Raw genomic sequence first — 17,595 nt, 5'->3', positions numbered from 1 at the left:
TTTTTTAGCAATTTATTTCTTGCTTTTCTATAAAATTATAAATGACAACAGGAAAAGGAAAAGTTTTTAATTGACTGGAATTCAATCCGTTTTCGATTTTTTCCGCTATTTTAACCTTCCAAAACTGAATATGAAGATGTTGATGCGAAAGTTTATGAACTACAGTTGTTTCATTACACTCCTCTATACCTAATATAGTATAGGAAGGAAAAACATCATTTTTGACGGCTTGCGAAACAATATCAAAATCAACAATTTCAGTAGTTTCGAAAAGTGGAAACTCATATAAATTATGCCAGATTCCTTTAGCGGTTCTTTTTTGTATTAATGTATTTCCTAAAACATCTTCTAAAATTAAATAATTAAAGAAGCGATTCGTTACTTTAAGCTTTTTAGATTTTACCGGCAAAACCGATACTTTCTTTTTTTGAAGCGCCAGACAACTGTCATTAAATACACATATAGAACAATCCGGACTTTTAGGCACGCATTGCAAAGCGCCAAACTCCATAATCGCCTGATTAAAAATCGCAGGATTATCTTTAGGCATTAACTCATAAGCCAACTCTGTAAATTCTTTTTTTGTTGCAGGCAGAGAAATATCTGATTCGATATCAAAATAACGAGAAAGCACACGAAATACATTTCCGTCAACAACAGGAACGGCTTCATTATAAGAAAAAGAAGCAATTGCCGCGGCGGTATATTCACCAACTCCTTTTAATTTTAATAAAGCTGCATAGTTCGAAGGAAAGACTCCATTAAGGTCATTTGCGACATGTTGCGCCGTTTTATGTAAATTTCTGGCCCTGGAATAGTACCCTAATCCCTGCCAAAGTTTCAAAACCTGCTCTTCTGAGGCATTTGCCAAATCAAATACAGTAGGAAATTCCTCCGTAAAAGCAAAAAAATAAGGCGTTCCTTGCGCAACTCTAGTCTGTTGCAACATAATTTCTGAGAGCCAAATATGGTATGGATTGGCCGTTTTTCGCCATGGCAAATCACGTTTGTTTTGTAAATACCATTTTATCAATATGTTAGAAAAATTCATTGCAAAATACTTAGAATACAAAAGTAAATGTTTATGTAATTAAAATTTAACGAATTAGCTTGATTAATTATTTTTTTAATTCCTATATTTGCAAACTCAAAAAAATAGTACACCATTTATAAAATAAAATAGGAAAGAAAATGACGAAAGCAGATATCGTAGCGAAAATTTCAGAGAAACTAGGTCTTGAAAAAGGAGATGTTCAAGCAACAGTAGAAACTTTTATGGAAGAAGTGAAAACTTCACTAGAAACTGGAGACAATGTTTACCTAAGAGGTTTTGGTAGTTTTATCGTAAAAACCAGAGCTGAAAAGACAGGTAGAAACATTTCTAAAAACACCACTATCAAAATTCCAGCACACAACATTCCTGCGTTTAAACCTGCAAAAGTTTTTGTAGAAGGAGTAAAAACAAATAACGAAGCAAAATAATACTATTAATTAATCATAAAATCGACACGATATGCCAAGTGGTAAAAAAAGAAAGAGACATAAGGTAGCTACGCACAAAAGAAAAAAAAGAGCGAGAGCTAACCGTCACAAAAAGAAAAAGTAGTTTTAAACTACTTTTTTCTTTTTAAACGTTCATTGAAATTTGGGAAATTTCAAAAATTCCAAAAAATAAAATCCAAAATCCAAAAATTAAGAAATCAATATTGATTGAATTGGAATTTGGAATTTAAAAATTGAGATTTAAACTTTCCCTCCCGGGTTCAATACCTGTTAAAAAAATATTGTTTAATCCATCTGTAGATAAGATTTTAGATCTTAGACACTAGATTTTAGATTTATTTTAAATCTATGCTCTTCTCTCTATACTCTATTTTCTGAAAAAACAGATAAAAATTTACAGTGTGAATAAAGAATTAATCATTAGATCTAGTTCTGAAGCCGTAGATTTTGCCTTATTAAAAGATGGAAAACTAATTGAATTACACAAGGAAGAAGAGAAAAGCAACTTTCAGGTTGGTGATATTTTTATCGCCAAAATACGAAAACCCGTTGCTGGTCTTAACGCTGCTTTTGTAAATGTGGGCTTCGAAAAAGATGCCTTTTTACATTATCACGATTTAGGACCTAACTTAGCTTCCCAACTGAAATTCATAAAACTTGTAAGCGCAGGTAAAATAAAAGATTTCTCCCTAAAAACCTTTCAGTTTGAAAAAGAGATTGACAAAGATGGCATCATTACTGATATTTTAAGTGCCAATCAATCTGTTTTAGTTCAAGTTGTAAAAGAACCTATATCGACCAAAGGTCCAAGGATAAGCGCTGAGCTTTCATTGGCAGGAAGATTTATTGTTCTCGTTCCGTTTTCTGACCGTGTTTCTATTTCTCAAAAAATAGAAGACAAAAAAGAAAAGGATCGTTTAAAAAAACTTGTTCTATCGATCAAACCTAAAGGATTTGGTGTTATTGTTCGCACAGTAGCCGAAGGCAAAAACGTAGCCGAATTAGAAAAAGATTTGCAGAACCTGCTTGGCAGATGGACTGCAATGTGTAAAAAATTACCAACTGCTCATCATCCTTCAAAAGTATTAGGAGAGCTCAACAGAGCTTCTTCGATATTAAGAGATGTATTCAACGATACCTTTAGTGGTATTCAGATAGATGACGAAGAGTTGTACCATCAAACGAAGGAATATCTGCAAGAAATTGCACCTTCAAAACAATCGATTGTTAAGTTTTATCAATCAAATGACAATCCAATTTTCGAGAAATACAATATAGAGAGACAAATCAAAACTTCATTTGGACGAACCGTTTCCATGAGTAAAGGAGCGTATCTTATCATCGAACACACTGAAGCTCTTCACGTTATAGACGTAAATAGCGGAAACCGTTCGAATAAGGCGACTAACCAGGAAGACACCGCCATGGAAGTAAATATGATTGCTGCCGCTGAAATTGCCAGACAACTTCGTTTGCGTGATATGGGCGGAATAATCGTAGTTGATTTTATCGATATGTCTAATCCTGAAAACAGGAAGGTTCTGTTCGACTTCTTGCGAGAAGAAATGAGCGACGATAAAGCAAAGCATAAAATCTTACCGCCTAGTAAATTTGGTTTAGTTCAAATTACCAGACAACGCGTGAGACCCGAAGTTAATATTAAGACTAGAGAAGAAGATCCAAACAATGAACATGGTGAAATTGAAGCGCCAATTTTGATCATTGACAGAATCGCATCTGATTTAGACAGAATTTTAAAAACCCACAAGGGTGTTGTACTTAATGTACATCCGTTTGTGGCTGCATACCTCAGTAAAGGTTTTCCATCATTACGTTCAAAATGGTTTTTTGAACATAAGAAATGGGTGAAAATCATACCTCGTGACGCTTACACGTACTTAGAATACCATTTCTATGATAAAAAAGGAAATGTTATTTCAGAATAAAAAACAAAAACCGCCTCTCGAAAGACTGGCGGTTTTTTTGTGCTTTTAAATTAAATTTCAAATTTGTTTTTCGTCTTATAACGGCACAAAAAAAACTTTTCATTACCATGATGAAAAAGGCATTTGACTATGTTTACAATGATTTATTAACTACCAATTCAATAAATACATGTCAACAAACCCGATACTTTGCTTCCTGAATCAAAAAAAGATGGTTTTATATTTTATCATCTTTGTTTTTTTGTTTTCTTCTAAAATAAAAGCCCAAAATGACACTATTTTTTTTGACAAGCACTGGAACAGAGAATCCAAAAAAGAACTTGCTGTTTATTATAGAATTTCTGATAAAGAAATTAAAACAGAAGATGCTTTAAATTATACTCCAAAGAAAAATGACTACATTATTCCTTCTGAAATTTTTCCCGTTAAAGATTACTACATAAAAAACAATCAGTTACAGTTTCAAGGATATTTAACAGGTAAATATAGACTGAATGAATACTCCTCGATAGGTGAAGCAAAATGGTATAGCGAAGATGGTCATCTTATTCAATCTAAAAATACCTCTCCACGCGAATATCGCAAAAAACTAATGGGACCCGTTAAATTTCCCTCTGAACGAAACTCTTTCAGTAAAGAATCTGTAGACCTGAGCCCGGCTTTTTATATCTCATATTCAATTGCATTAAAAAGTCAATATACAGCTGGTCTGGAATTTTGCTTAGATTGCCAAAATGATAATAAACTGCTTCTTGGTTTAGGATATGGAATTATGCGCTACGATGACAAAACTTATGGCTTGCCAGATTTTCATTTGTCTTACAATCTCTCCGAGAAATGGCTTTTTGCAAAAGTTGGAGGCTCACACAGAAACGCTTACGCGATTGCCGGTCTCTCATTATTAAGCATCATGGATCTGGGAATTGGCTATTCTGTTCCATTCAATCAGGAAAATATTCCAGTAATAAAAGGCTTTACATTTGGAGCTACTATCAGATTCACCGATAATAAGAATCTCCGTTTAAATTTCAAATATTAATCTATTATTCCCTTACAATTTCAATTCTGCGTCTAATTTCATTTCCGGAAGCATCAATAACCGTAATATAATGTATTCCTGCGGTTGGTGTAATTGGCAATTCATGAAATGTTTTTGTTGTGGCTTTATACACATCATCAACATACCAGAATAATTCTTTATCTCTTTCAGAATACGCTACTTTTAAAATTACCGGCTGGACATTGCTGTTAAAATCCTTTGTTAAGTAGATTTTACTGTTTGCTTTTGGATAAATAAAATCCATTGTAGTGGTTTGCGTTCCTTCGCAGCCTTCTTTAAATGGTGGTAAAGGCAGATATTCAATATGCTGGCTTTTGTAATACCAAGCCATTACCGGAGGCAGTACAAACCAGTTTTTAGTTACAATATTTTCTACACTTTCGCAGCTGCTGTTTACTTGAAATTGTTCTGTCTTATCTAAATGAATCATTCTGTGATAAGGACAAACCTTTGTCGATTTCCCTTTTTTAGCAACCCATTGTTTGATTTTCGGGCAGTTTTCTTTTGCTAAATAACCACTTAAACGACAAACCTCAACTTCGGCCAGATCTTTATAAGGCGTATCAAACCATCTTTGTCTTGGCAGTAAATTAAAAACATCGAATAAAATTGGCGCTGCGCTGTTAACTCCGGTTAAAGTAGGTCTTCCTTCTCCGGTTGCATTTCCAACCCAAATTCCAACTACATATCTTGAATTTGTTCCTATTGCCCAGGCATCTCTATTCCCGAAACTTGTTCCTGTTTTCCAGGCAATTTTCAATGAGCTGTCATAAAACTTCCAGGCTTCGTCTCCTTCCGGCCTATTAACCTCTTCCATTGCATTATACGTTAACCAAATTGATCCCGCGCCCAAAATATTCTTTTGATCCGTTTCTGAACCAAAATCGGGCTTAAAATCGTTTTTGTAATTTAGCTCTGTAAACTCATTGGTTCGGTATTTATCCTGATGCTTAGAGTAGTAATTTAATGTAGAAGATAAATTAGCGTAGGTTCGGCATAAATCCCACAAATTACTCTCGGCTCCGCCCAAAATAAGCGATAACCCGTAATGATCGGGCATTTTATTTATATTCTTTAATTTGAATTTTTGCAGTTCTTCATAAAACTTGTTTACCGTAAATTCCTGAAGCATTAAAACCGCAGGAATATTCAACGAACGCGATAAAGCTCTATGAGCAGGCACCGCACCATCAAAAGTAAGATTGAAATTTTGAGGTGTATATCCGGAAATTTGCGTTGGAATATCGGCCACTAAAGTATTAGGCAGTAATTCGCCATCGTCTAACATTGCACCGTATAAAAGCGGTTTTAAGATACTTCCTGTACTTCTTGGCGCATCAATAATATCAACATCTTTTTGATGGTCTTTATCCGTTGGAGCGTTGCCAACATAACTCATCACATTTCTGTTCTGAACATCAATTACCAAAATAGCCAGATTATGAACTTCATTTTGTTTGTACTGATTGTAATAATACCTTGCAATTTGATTTACTCTGGTCTGCAGTGCGTAATCAATCGTGGTTTTTACTCTGGTTCCTTCTTCGTTTTTGGCTGTTCTCTGCAATAAATGCGGTGCGATTTGTGGCAGATCATACGGTTTTTGAGGTAAAGGTTCTTCTATCGAAAGTTCATACGTCTGCTTGTCGATTATTCCTTCTTTATGCAATTTTAGCAAAAGCTGATTGCGTTTTTTGAGTAATTTTATCTGATTTTTTCCGGGATAAATTAAACTTGGTGCATTGGGTAAAACAGCCAAAACCGCATTTTCTGCCCACGATAATTGATTGGACTGCACGCCAAAATAACGCCATGAAGCCATTTCCAGTCCTACAACATTTCCTCCAAATGGAGCATGAGCGGCATACATTTCGAGAATTTCATTTTTAGAATAACCCAACTCTAGTCGGGTTGCGAGAATAATTTCGATTATTTTTTCAAAATAGGTTCTGTTTTTTCCTTTTCGGGATAATCGGATTACTTGCTGGGTTAAAGTACTTCCTCCCCTAACCACTTTTCCTGCTTTTCTGTTTTGCTTAAAGGCATTTACCATGGCAACCGGATTAAATCCCGGATGTTTATAAAAGTATTCGTCTTCAAAATAAACAATGCATTTTTTGAATTTATCCGGAACGCTGTCTTGTGCTGGAAAACGCCATTGTCCGTCACGGGCAATTTTAGCGCCGAGTAATTCTCCTTCTCTACTCTCAATAACGGTCGAGTAAGGTTCTTTAAATAAAGTTCGGGGTATCGAAAAATAGTAAATCAGCAAGAGAACAAAAGCAATTGCTGATTTTATTTTATTTCTTTTTATCCAGTCTATAATGCGTTGGAAAAACGCTTTTAATTTATTTTTCAATTCTGATTATTTTACCGCAAAGGCACGAAATTATTCGCTAAGATTTTTTTTCTCGCAGATTCAGCAGATTGGGCAGATTTTATTTGATCTGCCCAATCTGCTGAATCTGCGAGAGACTTTATTTTGCTAAGTCCGCAAATTTTTTTTGCCACAGATTAAAGGATTAAAAAAGATTTTAAAATCTGTGCTAATCTGTGTAATCTGTGGCAAAAAAAGTTTATTTCACAACCTCAACCCAGAATCCTTTTGTTCTGGCTAAGAATGTATTATCATACATCGCTTCGCATTGTAAGCCAGGTAGATAATAATTCCCTAAATAAGATGCGTTTAGCAGAATTCGGAAAACTTTGGTTTCTCTTGATTTCATTCCGAAGTAGAAATTCGTTCTATCGTCTCGAATATCGATATAATCAGCGATATTATTTACTGCATCTCCATAATCTGTGAAACGTGTATTGACAATTTCGAATCCGGAAGGCAGAATTTGAGATAACGCCACATTTTGAACGCTTTCGCCTCTTTGGTTTTTAATGGTAACTTCGGCAATAAATTCTGTTCCCTGACTAATTCTCGAAACATTGATTATACCTCCTTTTCTGTCTTTGAAAACAATACTGGCCGAAACATCACTTTGAACCGCATTTTCTTGTCCTATTGGTAATATTCCGGTATTCAATACACGAACATAAACTGTATTCGCTTTATTGTTTTTCAATGTGCTACTATTTGTTCCGGAAGCGACAGACAAACTACGATCTGCAACCGATTTACTAGTGTTTATTGTTTCTCCTTTTCCGTTTTTGCTAAACTGGATATTAATTCCTTTTGGACCATTGCTGATTGCAAATTTCGACATCGAATACAAGCAATACGCAGTTGTCTGTGTGCTCATCCATTGATTGGCCGACATTTCTTTGGCTAGTTTTGTCGCCATTGCAAATGCTTTTTGCGTTTGTCCTAAAAGCAGCATTGTTTCCAGCGCCATTGCTCTGTTTCTTTCGCTTGAACCATAATAGTAATAATTGTATCCGTCTGAATCTCCGTCAATACTTGTTTTTAGGAATAAACTTTGCCCAGCTGATTTTTGTCCCGCTAAAACATACGCAGCAGCCAAACGAAGCTTACTTTCGTTCGAAATTCCTTTTGTTTCACGAAGTCGGTTCATGGCAGATAAATCAGCATTTCCTGCTAAAGCCAAAGTATATAATCGATACGCCTGAGCCAGATCATTACCATATTTTGGCTCAAAACGCCATTGTTTGGCTTCTTTTTGCTGATACGAAAGCCATTTTGATTTGAAATTAATTGGAAGTACATATCCTTTTTTCTCTGCTTCAATTAAGAAATGTCCAGCGTAAGAAGTTCCCCAATCATCAGCAATCGCATTCCCCTGCCAGTAAGGCAATCCGCCGTTTGATAACTGGAAATTACCCAATCTTGCAATTCCGGCTGTGATATTCTTTTGAATGATTTCTTTGCGTTTAGCATCGATATCAGCAACATCGCCTAAAAATAATTGCGGGAAAACCGATGAAGTTGTCTGCTCTACACATCCATGCGGATACTGAATTAAAAATTGCATTCTTCCGTTCAAATTCATTGATGGCATAGACGAAACTTCTAATCTGGCTTTATTACTTCCGGCCACTCCAAATGTTTTCCACGAAAGTGTTTTAGTGCTGTTTGGAGCTAATATAACATCGGTAAAAGTACTGGTTACCGGATTTGGATTTGTCATATCGATTTCAACCTCATAAACCGATTTTTCGGTTCCTGAAGTCGCAATTACCTGCACTTTTGCAATTCCGGTTGCAGCGCCAACAACTAAATTGAAATACGCCATTTTTTCGTCTGGTTGCGCAAAATTCAATGCTTGAACAGCACTTCCAGCTACTTTTAATCCGTTGCTGGTTTTTATCTGAATCGAAACATTTTTAATTTTATTCTCCGTGGCAAAAACAGTCACCGGAAGTGTCACTTTTTCTGATGGCGAAATTTTTCTCGGCAACGAAGCTAAAACCATCAACGGACTCTTAACCTGAGTCGCTTTTTCTACGCTTCCGTAAGCACTTGTTGCAGCATCTCCGGCAACTACCATCGTTCTAACCGAACCAATATATTTTGGTAATTTTAATTGATGTGATTTCGTTTCTCCTTTTCCTAATTTAAACGGACCGTAATACAATACAACCGGTTTAAAACGGTTTGCTTTTTTAGCTTTTCCGCCGCCTAAATCCTGATCTCCTCCAATACTGAAAATCTGGTTTATTTTTCCGCCATAAGCACCAATTACATCATCGTAAACATCCCAGGTTTTTACTCCAAGTGCTTCACGAACATAGAAACTATCCCATGCATTTGGCGTTTTAAAACGGGTTAAGTCTAAAAGTCCTTCGTCGACAACCGCAATTGTATACGTCATTTCCCTGCCTGATTTCTCGCCTACTTTAACCGTAAATGGCTGTTCTGGTTTCAAGACATCTGGCATATTAATAGTTGGTGCCAAAATGGTATTTTTATCAACCACTTCAATTGGTACGATTCCGTACATACGAATTGGCGAATCGTTTTTGGTCGAAGCGTGAGGCTGTAATAATGTAATATTAAAATAAACATTTGGCGCCATTGCCCCGGTAATTGGAACTTCAACTTTTGTCTCGCCATTTTTAGTTTCTGCCCAAAGCGTCTGTACTACTCTTGAGCCGTTTTCTATCGAAATCAAAGCACGACCACCTTCACTTGATGGGAAAGAAATCTGTGCTTTTTCTCCAACAGCATAATTTTTCTTATCGGTAGAAAAAACTAACATATTGGCTGTAGAAGCATCTCTGTTACGAGTTTTTCCTGACCAGATTGGCCAATCGATATTTACGGTTAAAGCCGTGGCATGACCATCTTCCTGATCTGAAACCCTAATTAAATAACGTCCCCATTCTTCATCGGTCAAGGTAAATTGAATACTTCCTTTTCCGTTTGAATCCGTATTAACGACAAAAGTTTTATATGAAGTTGTAGCATTTGAAGAATTATAATTCGATAAATTATCGCTTGATGAATCCCACCACCAGCGCCAATCTACTTTAAAGACTTTAACTTCCAGATTTCTAACTGCTTTTGGTCTTCCGTTTTCATCAACCGTAACAATATCAAAACGATTTGCCGTTCTGGTTTCAAGCATACTGTACTTGTTTGGTTCAGGTGCTTTTAGCCCTACATAGGTTTTGTATGGCGAATAAGTTGTAGAAATAACATCGGTACTAAAATCACCGCCTTCTTCGTATACTTTTGTAATAAACGAAGCGCGCAGCATTCCCGGCGCCTGACCTTGCAATCTTGGCTGAATGTTTACGGATGCTTTTCCGCTTTCGTTTAATTTTCCTGAGAAAACATTGATTTCTTCGGTACTAAACTGACGAACCAAATCATCAAAAGTATATTTTTCATATCCTTTAAAAGTCGTAGTCTGCTGCGAGAACTTAGCCTGCATTTCTACATTCAGGTTCTTTGCAATTGCTCCATGAAGCCAGGTTACTTCTATATTATCTGTATTTGGATACGATGATGAAAGTGTTTTTCTGCTAAACGTATTTTTGATTTTTAAACGATTTGGTTTTATCGTTTCTATTTTAATGCTTTTATAGAATCTTGCGCCTCCTACACTTACCATGGCTTCCCAATTTCCGGTTGGCGCGTCCTGATTGGTAGGAACCGTAAAGGCATAATGATTTAAATCATTTGCTTTTTGAACAGTTTGATAAACCGTTTTTCCGTTCGGGTCATTCAGCCTAAATTTAATTGGATGCGATTTCGGAAGTTTATTCGAAGCATCATTTAAGATGAAAGACAAATACAAATTATCTCCCGGACGCCAAACACCTCTCTCTCCGTAAATAAATCCTTTTAAACCTTTTTGTAAAGTCTCTCCGGCAACATCAAAATTACTAACCGATAATGAAAGTCCATCGTCAAGTTTCACGTAAGTAGACTGATCACCCAAAGTAACAATAGCAAAATAAGCGAATTTATCTAATTGGAAAGAAGCAATTCCTTCACTGCTTGTCGCTTCCGATGCTATTTTTTGCTGTTGAAAATTATACAAATCAACTCTTGAGTTTGATATTGGTGCTGTCGTAACAATATTATTTACCGCAAACAAATACGATTTGTTCTCTCCTCTTTTGGCAATAACGCCTAAGTCTGAAGCCAGAATATTGGTTGCAATTTTGGCATTATAATAATACGAACCAGTACACGGATCCTGGCTTTCTCTCCAGTTGTAATCATCATAGTAATAATCGTCGTAAGAGTTACCGCTGTAGTTTACATCATTTTCATCAACTTCTTCTTCCTCTGTTTCCTCCTGATCTCCATCTGATGTTTCGCATTTATAAAGCGAGTATTTCTTTTTATATTCAAATTCAACTCTGTAAATTGCTCCCGGCTCTGGTTTGATAATTTTAGATAAATCTAAAGCATACGTATTCCATTTGGTAAGATTTACGAGTGTGCTTTCTTTTAAATTAAGAGTCGTTTTGGCAATGGGCTGCGCTACTTTCTTAAGATTCTGCGCACCATTCAATTCATTGTACTGAAGAAACTGCAGGATATTGTTTTTGTAAATTTTATACACTTTTACATCAACAGCACTTAAGTTTACGGCTTCAAAATTCAATTTCAGATTATTTGAACTTGGCAGAATAGTTCCGTTTTTAATAAAACGAACACTTGGTTTTATCTGATCAAAAGAGATTTTCTCTGTATAGTTGGCCTCCATTTTCTTGCCATACTGGCTTTCAATTCCCTGGAAAACCTCCAAAAGCAATTCTCCTGTAATTACTTGTTCCGGTTCTTCGTCAGGAACAACTTCCACTATATCTTCAACCTGAGCAGTATCGACCACTACAGATGCCGAATCTACTGCAACTGCTGCAGAATCTACCGTTGCGGTAACAACTTCTTCTTCAACAGGAACCGGCTTTTCTTTTCTGGCTGCCGTTTCATTTGTAAAATATACTTTTAGTAAATTTCCTTGAGTAGAAAATTTCAAATTATTAGTATTTTGAATAGAAACCAATCCGGCAAAATCCTGACCTTTTTCTAATGGTTCAGAGAAATTAATTAAAACCGATTGATTGTTGCCGTCCGGAACCTCAACTTTTACAATTTTAAATTCGTTGATGCTCGTAACAGGAAAATCGATTTGTCCTTTCTGGTCAATGTCAAAATCATTTCCATCGTAGATAATTTCAAGATTTGATGTTTCAGCATAACGCTGAATGCTGTCGATTATAAAACGGAATTCTTTACCTGAACCCGTTGTTTTCTCAAATTTAATTTTAAGATTATTGCCTTTTTGTTTGGCTTCAACTAATTTTTTAGCTGTTTCAAGATCAATATTATCTGCTGTTTTCAAAACGCAATTTAAATACTGATATTCTTTACTGTACGACTGTATATCGCCAGTATTTATGGTAAAATCCTGTTTAACCGTTTTAACCGTAAAGTTGAATTTAGACAACTCTTTTTCTTTCTCTTTCGGAATAGCAGTCAGTTTATCTAAGTTTAAAGTAACCTGATATTCTGTTCCTGCTTTTAGTTTTTTCTCAGGAATAAACGCAATTGTATTGGTAGAAAGTGCTACAATTTTTCCGCGAACGTTTGGTGAGATATCAAACAAATCGTCATCTAATTCCTGATTGGGTTTCCAGTCATTTTTATCGAAAGCCAAAACCACGCGAATATCAGAATCCGAAGAAACAATCCCGCCCGTAAAACTGGTGATATACTCTTTAAATAGTGAAAAATCTGAATTGAAATCTGCCGCCGATTTTCTGCCGCAGGACTGAAAAATAAAAAACACAAAAAATACGAGACTTAATCCTTTTACTTTCACTTTTATTAGAGTTAATGGTTAGCAAATTAGAAATGTAGCATGATTTACCGTTAAAACGACAATATCAAACTACAAATTAAAGTAAGATAAATATAAAATATTTTCCTATTGCTTTAAGAAGAAAATTCTCTAATAATGATTATTTAACTTTTGTTGAAGTATTCAGAGTATTATAAAGGTGTTTAGGAGCATATTCCAGCTGTCCACTATATCTTTTTACTGCTAAAGAAGCACTAAAAAGGATGCCGCTCCCATCTGGGCTAGGAAGTCATTTTCATAAGATCTTTTTAAAGTTCTTCTCCAAGTTGAGACAAGACCTCATCCATCTCACTAAGATGTTCTTGAGAATTTGCGGCGTAAAACATTTGGTTACCGCCCGTAATTATAATGACCTCATCATCATGGTTTCCGTAAAATTGTATCCCTTCAAGCCATTGCTTAAATGACACCTGTTTGTTTGAATAATTTTTGATGATAAAATCCAGATCATTCGGCTCTATTTCATAAAATGTATTACCGGGAAATTCCAGCCCAAAACCAGCCTGAAGAAAAGCCATTGCAGTAAAAAAATCAGTTAAGTTTTTGGTTTCCAAATTCCATTTTTCCTGATCATAACTCATATAAACCGGCGGATTCTGAATCGATAAATCCTCTTTATGAATGCCCCAAACACAAACACGCTGATTTTCGGTATAAAAAATCAAATAGTCATCATGTTTATAATACTGAAAACGTTCGGGAATTATTAAAGAATCCTGAGTATAATTTAGGTTTTGAATTTTACCCAATTCTGTATAATAATCAATAAATACTTGTGGAAGTTTTCCGAAGATATTTTTAATAATTTGAATCTCATTTTCAGCAAAACCATTAGATTCAGTTATGCCAAAAAGCTTTTTTATTATAGCGAAATCCATCATGATGATTAGTGATTATTTACGTCTTTCAATAAAAAAACGTTTCATTAAATCTGCAGCTTCATTCGCCATAACTCCGGAAACTACGGTAGTTTTAGGATGTAGTTTTGTTCCCATAGTTATAAAACCCCGTTGTTCATCTCGGGCGCCAAAAACAATTTTCGAAATCTGACTCCAATACAAAGCACCTGCACACATTTGGCAAGGTTCGAGAGTAACATACAAAGTACAATCTTTTAGATATTTACCACCCAGAAAATTTGCTGCTGCGGTTATCGACTGCATTTCGGCATGAGCCGTAACATCATTCAATAATTCGGTTAAATTATGACTACTTGCGATCACTCTGTCTGCAACAACAATTATAGCCCCAACAGGAATTTCGCCTTTCTCAAAAGCGATTTCAGCTTCCTGTAAAGCTTTTTTCATAAAATATTCGTCGGTAAAAGGATTTATCATAATTGCAAAAATAGAACTTTACACTTTAATTTTTATTATATTTAAATTTTGAATTTAGATATGGAGCAAAAATTTAAATTAACAATTCCTAAGCCTTGTCACGAAAACTGGGACGAAATGACTCCGCACGACAATGGTCGTTTTTGTCTGAACTGCTCTAAAACGGTTATTGACTTTAGTGCACTATTGCCTGAAGAAATTCAGCATTTTTTTATTCAAAATCAAAATAAAAGAATTTGCGGAAGATTTAAAAATTCGCAATTAGAAACCATTACCATCCAAATTCCAAGTCGGGTTTTATATACACAAACCAATTATCATAAAATGTTTTTATTGGCTTTGTTTGTTGCTATGGGGACAACATTGTTTAGTTGTCAGGATAAGGACGGAAACAAACATAAAATTGATAAGATAGAAGTTATTCAAGATACCGGAAACCGAAGCGATTCTACAAAATTACCAGCAGCTAAAGATTCTTTACTTCAAAAACCGCAACCTTCAAAAATAACTTCAACAAATTTTGCTGCGGTATCTTATGTTACAAAAGGAGAAGTAATTGCAGTAGATCATAGTTCAGTTTCTGACCCTGTCGATTATGATGGTATTTTTAATTCCGCAAGTTTAGATATCTCACCCGTTCCGGAAAAGGGAATTGAAAATTTTTATAGCTTTATTAAAGACAATTACGTTAACCCCAATAAAACAGAAAAAATTACTGGTAAAATTTACATTACCTTTATTATAGAAAAAGATGGCAGTCTGAGTACCTTCAAAATAATTAAAGATGCAGGATCCGGGACTGGCGAAGAAGCTGTCAGGGTTTTAAAAATGGCTCCAAAATGGATTCCAGGTCGATTAGACAATCATGATGTTCGAACATTGTATGCTTTACCCATTTCACTTGAGCAATAATATGGATAGAAAATTTAAAATAACGATTCCTGAACCTTGTCACGAAAACTGGGACCAAATGACTCCGCAGGACAATGGTCGTTTTTGCATGAACTGCTCTAAAACGGTTATTGACTTTAGTTCGCTATTGCCTGAAGAAATTCAGCATTTTTTTATTCAAAATCAAAATGAAAGAATTTGTGGAAGATTTAAAAATTCGCAATTAGAAACCATTACCATTCAAATTCCAAGTCGGGTTTTATATACACAAACCAATTATCATAAAATGTTTTTATTGGCTTTGTTTGTCGCCATGGGAACAACATTGTTTAGTTGTCAGGATAAAGACGGAAACAAACATAAAATTGATAAAATCGAGATTGTAAATAATACAGGACAAACTCAAGAAGAAAACGAAACAACTTCTTGGTGTTACGGTCATCAGATCGAATCTAAAAAAGAAAAACATGCCGAAAAACATGTTGGTAGCTTTACAACTGGATTGATAATGATGAATGAAAAGCCTTTAAGTTATGACATTATTTATAATTCAACTGATCTAGATGTTTTACCCGTTCCGGAAAAAGGAATGGAAAATTTTCTTGCCTTTTTTACCAAAAATTATAATACTCCAAAAGCAGAAAAAAGATTCAAAGATAAATATTCACTTATATTTGTTATCGAAAAAGATGGGAGTCTGAGTAATTTCAACATTGCTAAAAATACACCGAAAGAAATAGGAGAAGAAGCTATTAGAGTTTTAAAAACGGCGCCAAATTGGATTCCTGGAAAACTAAAAAACAAAATCGTTCGATCAACTTACGTTTTACCCATTACAATTAAGCAATGAACAATAAACACAAACTAACGATTCCCGAGCCTTGCCACGAAGATTGGGATAAAATGCAACCTAAAGATAATGGTCGTTTTTGTTTAAGTTGTTCTAAAACAGTTGTAGATTTCACAACTATGTTACCGGATGAAATTCAAAACTACTTCATTCAAAATCGAAACAACAATGTATGTGGAAGATTTAAGAAATCTCAATTAGAGGCGATTACAATCCAGATTCCAAGTCGTATTCTTTACACACAAACGCACTATCACAAAATATTTTTATTAGCATTGTTTATTGCTATGGGCACAACTTTGTTTAGTTGCGCTGATAAAGATGGAAACAAACAGAAAATTGATAAAATAGAACTTGTCGAAGATTCTTTACCAAAAACTGACACAAAATTTAATAGCGAGGATAGCATATTAAAAGAACCAACACCTCCACATCTATCTACTCAATATGTAACTACAATAAAAATCGAGCCCACCGGATCTAGCGTATATATAGACAATTATCCTCATGAAACTCTCACTGGCATTCCACCGCCTGAATATATCGAGACAATACCAGATTATCCGGGCGGGTTTGAAAAATTTACGGAGTTTATTAAAAATGAATTTCAAATTCCTAAAAAAGCCAAACGTATCTCGGGAGAAATTAAAGTTTCTTTTGTAATCGACAAGACCGGAACTTTAAATGAAATAAAGGTTTTTGATAATATTGGCCATGAAACCGGAGAAGAAATAATTAAAGTTTTACAAGAATCTAAAAAATGGAAACCAGGTATAATTAATGGTAAAGGCATTTCAACCGTTATTAGATTGAATATTGTCGTAGAGAAAGATAGCCTGAATACTGAAAGAAGAAAAAGGAATCTTTCAAAAATAGTTTCAATTAATCTTGTGAACAAAAATGATGACCGCATAAGCCAAATAAATTAAATTTTAATCATGGAAAGAAATTTTAAAATAACAATTCCAGAACCTTGCCACGAAAACTGGGATAAGATGACACCAAAAGACAATGGAAGATTTTGTTTGAGTTGTTCTAAAACTGTTGTTGATTTCACGGCAATGCTTCCGGAGGAAATCCAGCAGTATTTTATTTCACATAAAAATGTCTGTGGAAAACTTAAAAGTGAACAGTTAAGTGAAATAAATATTCAGATTCCATCTCAAATATTACACAGCCAAATCCATTATCGAAAAATGTTTTTATTAGCACTTTTTATAGCTATGGGCACTACATTATTTAGTTGCCAAGACAAAGACGGAAATAAGAAAAAAATAGATAGAATTGAAGTTGTAGAAGATGTCAAACCAGAACAACATGCTACTACTGGAATTATTTTGATGCCTATAGAGAAACTTAACGCCGAAGAACATTCTCAATCTGAACAAGAGGAACCTCAATCTGGACATTACGGAATTATTTATAATTCAAATGATTTAGACATTGCAGCTGTTCCAAAAAATGGAATAAAAAAATTCAATTCTAATTTTTCAAAAAATCTTATCACAGCAAAACAAGGAGAAATATCCGTTTTATTTGTAATTGAAGGCGACGGAAGTCTTAGCAATTTTAAAATACTTGAAAATACAACATCTGCAAGTGAAAAAGATATTATCGGAATTTTAGAAAAAACTCCAAAGTGGGTTCCCGGAAAACTAAAAAATAAAATTGTTCGATCAACTTATGTTTTACCGATTACAATTAAAAAGTAAAACAC

The 17,595-nt window shown here is 34.8% G+C and carries 12 protein-coding genes; 7 read left to right on the top strand and 5 right to left on the bottom strand.

The features are described 5' to 3' along the window. Window positions 1-4: 4 nt before the first annotated feature. Window positions 5-1,051 carry an A/G-specific adenine glycosylase gene (gene mutY, locus FLACOL7796_RS05175; protein ID WP_173969768.1) on the bottom strand — a complete coding sequence of 349 codons (1,047 nt, stop codon included), beginning with the start codon at window positions 1,049-1,051 and terminating at the stop codon, window positions 5-7. Between the two features lie 140 nt (window positions 1,052-1,191). Here mutY and FLACOL7796_RS05170 point away from each other — a divergent pair, with 140 nt between their 5' ends. The 3 genes from FLACOL7796_RS05170 (at window position 1,192) to FLACOL7796_RS05160 (ending at window position 4,488) form a co-directional block, all read left to right on the top strand. After that, window positions 1,192-1,482 (top strand): HU family DNA-binding protein, encoded by a 291-nt coding sequence (locus FLACOL7796_RS05170; RefSeq protein WP_007805026.1) that lies wholly within the window; start codon window positions 1,192-1,194, stop codon window positions 1,480-1,482. 422 nt (window positions 1,483-1,904) lie between these two features. Beyond that, on the top strand, window positions 1,905-3,449 hold the full coding sequence (locus FLACOL7796_RS05165; protein WP_173969767.1) for an Rne/Rng family ribonuclease: 1,545 nt from the start codon (window positions 1,905-1,907) through the stop codon (window positions 3,447-3,449). Between the two features lie 211 nt (window positions 3,450-3,660). Continuing rightward, window positions 3,661-4,488 (top strand): hypothetical protein, encoded by an 828-nt coding sequence (locus FLACOL7796_RS05160; RefSeq protein ID WP_173969766.1) that lies wholly within the window; start codon window positions 3,661-3,663, stop codon window positions 4,486-4,488. 4 nt (window positions 4,489-4,492) lie between these two features. Here the strand turns inward: FLACOL7796_RS05160 and pbpC are convergent, their stop codons facing one another. The 4 genes from pbpC to FLACOL7796_RS05140 all read right to left on the bottom strand — a co-directional run bounded on the left by pbpC (window position 4,493) and on the right by FLACOL7796_RS05140 (window position 14,137). After that, window positions 4,493-6,868 (bottom strand): penicillin-binding protein 1C, encoded by a 2,376-nt coding sequence (gene pbpC / locus FLACOL7796_RS05155; RefSeq protein WP_173969765.1) that lies wholly within the window; start codon window positions 6,866-6,868, stop codon window positions 4,493-4,495. A gap of 217 nt (window positions 6,869-7,085) precedes the next feature. Further along, window positions 7,086-12,761, bottom strand: coding sequence for an alpha-2-macroglobulin family protein (locus FLACOL7796_RS05150; protein WP_173969764.1), 5,676 nt, complete (start codon window positions 12,759-12,761; stop codon window positions 7,086-7,088). A 287-nt stretch (window positions 12,762-13,048) separates the two neighbouring features. Further along, window positions 13,049-13,681 (bottom strand): hypothetical protein, encoded by a 633-nt coding sequence (locus FLACOL7796_RS05145; RefSeq protein WP_173969763.1) that lies wholly within the window; start codon window positions 13,679-13,681, stop codon window positions 13,049-13,051. A gap of 12 nt (window positions 13,682-13,693) precedes the next feature. Then, window positions 13,694-14,137 carry a nucleoside deaminase gene (locus FLACOL7796_RS05140; protein WP_173969762.1) on the bottom strand — a complete coding sequence of 148 codons (444 nt, stop codon included), beginning with the start codon at window positions 14,135-14,137 and terminating at the stop codon, window positions 13,694-13,696. A gap of 60 nt (window positions 14,138-14,197) precedes the next feature. Between FLACOL7796_RS05140 and FLACOL7796_RS05135 the strand changes: the two genes are divergently transcribed. The 4 genes from FLACOL7796_RS05135 to FLACOL7796_RS05120 are packed head-to-tail and all read left to right on the top strand — an operon-like array spanning window position 14,198 to window position 17,590. Further along, window positions 14,198-15,049, top strand: a complete 852-nt coding sequence (locus FLACOL7796_RS05135; RefSeq protein WP_173969761.1) for an energy transducer TonB — start codon at window positions 14,198-14,200, stop codon at window positions 15,047-15,049. 1 nt (window position 15,050) lies between these two features. Then, on the top strand, window positions 15,051-15,878 hold the full coding sequence (locus FLACOL7796_RS05130) for an energy transducer TonB (RefSeq protein ID WP_173969760.1): 828 nt from the start codon (window positions 15,051-15,053) through the stop codon (window positions 15,876-15,878). A 53-nt stretch (window positions 15,879-15,931) separates the two neighbouring features. Further along, complete coding sequence (locus tag FLACOL7796_RS05125) at window positions 15,932-16,807, top strand: energy transducer TonB (protein ID WP_173969759.1); 876 nt, start codon at window positions 15,932-15,934, stop codon at window positions 16,805-16,807. A gap of 9 nt (window positions 16,808-16,816) precedes the next feature. Then, window positions 16,817-17,590, top strand: coding sequence for a hypothetical protein (locus FLACOL7796_RS05120; protein ID WP_173969758.1), 774 nt, complete (start codon window positions 16,817-16,819; stop codon window positions 17,588-17,590). Window positions 17,591-17,595: the final 5 nt, after the last annotated feature.

Source organism: Flavobacterium bizetiae, assembly GCF_902804475.1.
Classification (GTDB): domain Bacteria; phylum Bacteroidota; class Bacteroidia; order Flavobacteriales; family Flavobacteriaceae; genus Flavobacterium; species Flavobacterium bizetiae.
This window is presented reverse-complemented; position numbering and strand designations above follow the sequence as displayed.